The 4,608-nt window shown below is 31.6% G+C and carries 5 protein-coding genes, 1 other RNA gene and 1 pseudogene; 4 read left to right on the top strand and 3 right to left on the bottom strand.

Translation table 11 applies throughout. The features are described 5' to 3' along the window. Window positions 1-671: pseudogene (locus OZD61_RS04570) on the top strand (J domain-containing protein); the annotation flags it as partial. On the opposite strand, the gene OZD61_RS04565 reads toward OZD61_RS04570, so the two are convergent. Both OZD61_RS04565 and OZD61_RS04560 read right to left on the bottom strand, forming a co-directional pair. Further along, on the bottom strand, window positions 639-1,928 hold the full coding sequence (locus OZD61_RS04565) for a bifunctional folylpolyglutamate synthase/dihydrofolate synthase (protein WP_274980013.1): 1,290 nt from the start codon (window positions 1,926-1,928) through the stop codon (window positions 639-641). The pseudogene OZD61_RS04570 and the gene OZD61_RS04565 overlap by 33 nt on opposite strands. Further along, window positions 1,925-2,515, bottom strand: a complete 591-nt coding sequence (locus tag OZD61_RS04560; protein ID WP_182321265.1) for an MlaC/ttg2D family ABC transporter substrate-binding protein — start codon at window positions 2,513-2,515, stop codon at window positions 1,925-1,927. The genes OZD61_RS04565 and OZD61_RS04560 overlap by 4 nt, the downstream gene beginning before the upstream one ends. Window positions 2,516-2,631: 116 nt before the next feature. Here OZD61_RS04560 and ssrS point away from each other — a divergent pair. The 3 genes from ssrS (at window position 2,632) to OZD61_RS04545 (ending at window position 4,032) form a co-directional block, all read left to right on the top strand. Continuing rightward, window positions 2,632-2,792: non-coding RNA, 6S RNA (ssrS, locus tag OZD61_RS04555), on the top strand. Window positions 2,793-2,811: 19 nt separating this feature from the next. Beyond that, complete coding sequence (locus OZD61_RS04550) at window positions 2,812-3,273, top strand: type II toxin-antitoxin system RatA family toxin (RefSeq protein WP_274980012.1); 462 nt, start codon at window positions 2,812-2,814, stop codon at window positions 3,271-3,273. 54 nt (window positions 3,274-3,327) lie between these two features. After that, a complete protein-coding gene (locus OZD61_RS04545; RefSeq protein WP_038199341.1) occupies window positions 3,328-4,032 on the top strand; it encodes a DsbA family protein in 705 nt (234 codons plus the stop codon). 29 nt (window positions 4,033-4,061) lie between these two features. Here the strand turns inward: OZD61_RS04545 and OZD61_RS04540 are convergent, their stop codons facing one another. Continuing rightward, the gene (locus OZD61_RS04540) at window positions 4,062-4,340 is read right to left on the bottom strand and encodes a DUF2671 domain-containing protein (RefSeq protein ID WP_006279425.1); all 279 of its coding nucleotides are present in this window, start codon (window positions 4,338-4,340) and stop codon (window positions 4,062-4,064) included. Window positions 4,341-4,608: the final 268 nt, after the last annotated feature.

Raw genomic sequence — 4,608 nt, 5'->3', positions numbered from 1 at the left:
GATATACCTCTTTCTTAACTATGCTTATTTTACCTCATATTTTCGAGATCCTTAACAGGTTCTTAGGAGTTCTTTTAGTATCCTTCACATCAATTGCATTTTTAATAATTAATGGTATTTCTTCTAATGTACCAATAGCAGTAGGTTTTCTTGCTCCCTTGTTAGCAGGATCTATTTTGAGTCTAGCTGTTAAGAGCATTTATACTAGAAATGGGAAAGAGTTTAATCATCAGACTAATATTTTATTATTGTTTGACTTTGACCAAGAATGCGAAAATTTTTCAAAGAGTGATAGGACTAAATTAAAGTGGCTAAAAAATTCAGTTATTTTGAGCAACACAATCTGTACATCTTTAATGTTTTTCGGTGTGGGATTAGATTTAGTTGCCAACGGCTTTGGTATAACTAACTCTATGATGTTATCCGGCTTATTACTTTCATTACCATTCACGCTTTTAATTGTTACTTCACCTATTTTAAATGCTGCAAGTAATTATATTCTCAAAAAGACAGCTATAAATTCAATTGAGGAGCAATTTAAAGGTGATGATCAGTTTATAGAAGTCGATAACGAAAAGCCAAGCAGTACTATGAGCAATCAAAGTTATTTCCCCATCGGTCAGTTAATATCATCAAAGTTAGCTATTCTCCATAGCGAAGTCTCTAGCTAGGAACAATGAGCCACAGATTAGTATGGTTTTGACGTTTTGGGTAGAGGCTTTTAATATGTGATTTGATATTGCATCGCCAATTGATTCACATTCAACTGCTTTTATTCCTATGTTATTGGCTTTTTCCCTAATCAAATTTGTATTTGTTGCTTTAGGTTCAGACTTAACACAAACCGCACATAGTAGCTTGATATATGGCTTTAAGTGCTCTAAGAACTCTTCCACATTTCTGTTACTAGTAACACCAAAAACCATATAAATACCTTCAGCAAAATTATCTTTTACCCACTGAGATAGTACTCTAGCACCATCATTATTGTGTGCACCATCTAAAAATAATTGCCAATCTTTCGGTAGTAGGAAAATTAAATTACCTTCTTTTATAGACTCTAGCCGTGCAGGCCAATAAGTGCACTGTAAACCTGAAGTGATATCCTCTTCTCCAATATCAAATTCATACTTTCCACTTAAAATACTACATGCTGCAATAGCATTGCCTGCATTAATCACCTGATGATCACCCTTTAAAGATGGCAAAGGAAATTCTATTGATTGAATAGCTGATTGAAAAACCATTTTGTTGTTCTTTTTTTTGCAATTCCATTCAAGACCTCCTCTATACAAGGGAGATTTCTTATTTATTGCGTGGTGTTCTAGCGTGTTCACTATAGATTTTTCTTGCGGTGCTATTACGCAAGGAACATTAGGTTTCATTATTCCAGCCTTTTCACCTGCTATAATTTCTACAGTAGGGCCAAGATATTCCGTATGATCAAGTGCAATGGAAGTAATTATTGTTAAAATCGGATTATCTATAACATTTGTTGCATCAAGCCTTCCACCCATACCCACTTCAACTAAAGTTATATCGGCTTTATGACGAGAAAAAGCTAAAAAAGCTGCAATAGTTGCAGCTTCAAACAGAGTGATAGGTTGTTCTGCAATTACTGCACGACATTCTTCTAATAAGCTATATAATTCATTATCGTCGGTATAGCTGCCGGCTATCACTATCCTCTCATTAAAACTCACTAAATGTGGAGAAGTGTATGCGTGTACCTTATACCCTGCTGCTTGCATTATATATCTTATAAATGCTAGTGTTGAGCCTTTCCCATTAGTTCCAGCTATATGAACTGCGGGAGGCATTTTTTTCTCGGGGTTATCTAGTTTGCTAAGAAAGCCTTTTATGCGATCAAGAGAAAAATCATTCGGCCTGCTACCAAGTGGCTTAGGCCAATGAGGCATATATATCATAGATTGTTGTTACATTTTAATTCATCTATCACACTTGCTATGCCATGTGTGTCGATTTTTTCACTAAATTGATAACGTTGATTAATAGCAATACTTATTCCACTCATTACAACATCACTTATCAAGAAAGAACTGTTATTTTTAGTAACTTTAAAATCAATATTTGTAAATTCTTCATCACCGTAAGAAAATCTTGTACCAATTAAGCAAGTTTCATCGTCAACTGCTTTTGTACTCATTATGATCATTTCACTATCATGCATGTATTTATATAAAATTTTAACGCACAAACGCGTAAGATACACTTCATACTCTCTTAAAAAATCTTCTTTTTCTTTTTGTTTAACTAAAGCCCAATGTTTCCCTATGACGAATTGCGATATTCCTTTGAGGTTAACATTGTTTTGAATGACCTCCTGAAGCTTTTTTTGCACACATTCCCGGTTTTTTTTATTCTCCTTTGTAGATATACCATCCACTTGTTGCTTCATAGTATGCACAAAAATTTTGTGATCTGTACAATTGGTGTAAGCACTTGAAGAAATTACAATAAAAACAATGATAGTTAAAACTTTAGTAATATTCATAAGATATATTTATTGGCTATGATACTTAGAATGCAAAGTTTAATAAAGATTAAATAATAATCGCTAGCTTTAATATATCTATAGACACACCTTGTATAAATCATCTACAATTAATTAAGGGTCTGTTCTATGCGTTATGAGTTAAGTTAAATTTCCCGAGCGATAATTTCTAGTCAAGGGAATTGCCTCTGTTAATTTCGTTGAAATTGGTACGCGATGCCCACCTTAACTTTGGTCTCAGGAATCTACTAAGGCTGACGGTAGATACGGATCCTATTTTGATTGGTTTAACATTTATGCTTCATCAATACAAAGAACGGGGTGTTTTCCTATGTTTGCCTAATGAAGTATTCCAAATTGTAATTGGTGTTGAAAGGTATCCTGATTTTGTTCCTTGGTGCAAAGCCGTTTATATAAAAGAAAAAATTAACAACCAAATGGTTGTGGATCTCCTCGCAGCTTTTCACGGAATTAAAGGTAGATATACATCAGAAGTTACTTCTCTTTCTCCAAGTGGAACAAATGAAGGTTGGATAAAAGCTGTATCATCAAATGGAATATTTAAACATCTATACAATGAATGGCAATTCATTCCCATAGACGAAAATAAAACTATGGTAAAGTTTTATATAGAGTTTAAGTTTAAGTCCAACTCATTTTCCACTTTATTAAACTCAGTATATAAGTATACACAAAGTAAAATAATTGCTGCATTTAAAGATAGGGCTGAAAGCCTTGCTAAACAAAAGTTATCTTGACATTATTAATATAAGTGTATAATTTTTTTTAGTAAGTTAAGTGTTTATATTGTAATGATTTTTAGACTATTGTTTTTATTAATTTTCATAAGTGTTAATTCTTATGCAGTTGTTAAGCAAGATTTATCCGATAACCAATACATTCAAAAAAAACCCAATGAAATAACATCAAATGAGCTATTATCGCCATTACCTAATGATAAATTATTAGGAGATCCAAAAGCACCAATTCTAATGATAGAATATGCTTCATTAACTTGTTATCACTGCTCTCTTTTTCATAGGAATGTTTTTCCTAAAATTAAAGAGAAATATATAGACACAGGTAAGATGTTATATATATTTCGTCATTTTCCTTTGGATTACAGAGGGCTAAAGGCTGCAATGCTAAGTCATTGCTACGAAAAACAAGAAGACTACTTTAATTTTAACAAAGCTGTTTTTAACTCAATAGATTCGTGGAATTACTACAATTTAAGTGATTTGACTTTACTACAAAGAATTGCTGCACTAAGCAACTTAAAGCAAGATGCATTTAACCAATGCATTAATGATAAGAAAATAATGGATAAAATCGTAAATGATAAATCACTGGCAATTAATAAACTTGGTATCACAGCCACTCCAATATTTTTCATCAAGCTTAACGATGATAAATCATATATAGAGCATAATAAAGTTAAACATGGAGGGTATAAAGAGCTGAAATATTTCACTAATGTGATAGATAAATTATATGGAAAAGCTATAGTGAAGTAATACCACTGTAGCTTACCATATAAAAGACTCTATGCTGAGTCATTGTTTTTCACTACTGTTTGTTGTTTTTTACGCTCAAACTCTCTTTTTTTACTGTGCCAAGTGTAGTAATACATAGCGATTTTATTCTCTATTAATACTATTGTCCCATCATAAAACTGAACCATATCCATAACTTTTCTCTGAGCTTCATCAAAACGTTCTTTATACTTTTCACGATAAGCTGGATTATGTAGTAACATAACCCCTTCATTCTTGTTAGATTTTTTGTTTAACGTTTCAACTTCACCAGCAATAGTATAAGACATATAACCCCCTCTAATTGATTATAAAAATTATATTTTAAAAAGAGAAATGCGCATAAACAATCCCTTTAATTCTAGCATAATAATCGACTGTTTATTATACTAGTTAACTATAGTACGATATATAATAATTTTTGTCACTTAAAATTTTATACTATGAAATAATAACTTAAAATAAATGTTTTTATTATTTTAAACTATATTATTATATTTATAAATTGTGTATGAATTAAGTCTCCCTAATTTATAATATATGCGTAATAATTTTAGT

The organism is Wolbachia endosymbiont of Drosophila bocki, assembly GCF_028982005.1.
Taxonomy (GTDB): domain Bacteria; phylum Pseudomonadota; class Alphaproteobacteria; order Rickettsiales; family Anaplasmataceae; genus Wolbachia; species Wolbachia pipientis.
This window is presented reverse-complemented; position numbering and strand designations above follow the sequence as displayed.

Bases quoted from the DNA above. Each gene is read 5' to 3' on its own strand.
- OZD61_RS04565 (WP_274980013.1), bottom strand. From the start codon at position 1,928: ATGATATATATGCCTCATTGGCCTAAGCCACTTGGTAGCAGGCCGAAT.
- OZD61_RS04560 (WP_182321265.1), bottom strand. From the start codon at position 2,515: ATGAATATTACTAAAGTTTTAACTATCATTGTTTTTATTGTAATTTCT.
- OZD61_RS04550 (WP_274980012.1), top strand. From the start codon at position 2,812: ATGCTTCATCAATACAAAGAACGGGGTGTTTTCCTATGTTTGCCTAAT.
- OZD61_RS04545 (WP_038199341.1), top strand. From the start codon at position 3,328: ATGATTTTTAGACTATTGTTTTTATTAATTTTCATAAGTGTTAATTCT.
- OZD61_RS04540 (WP_006279425.1), bottom strand. From the start codon at position 4,340: ATGTCTTATACTATTGCTGGTGAAGTTGAAACGTTAAACAAAAAATCT.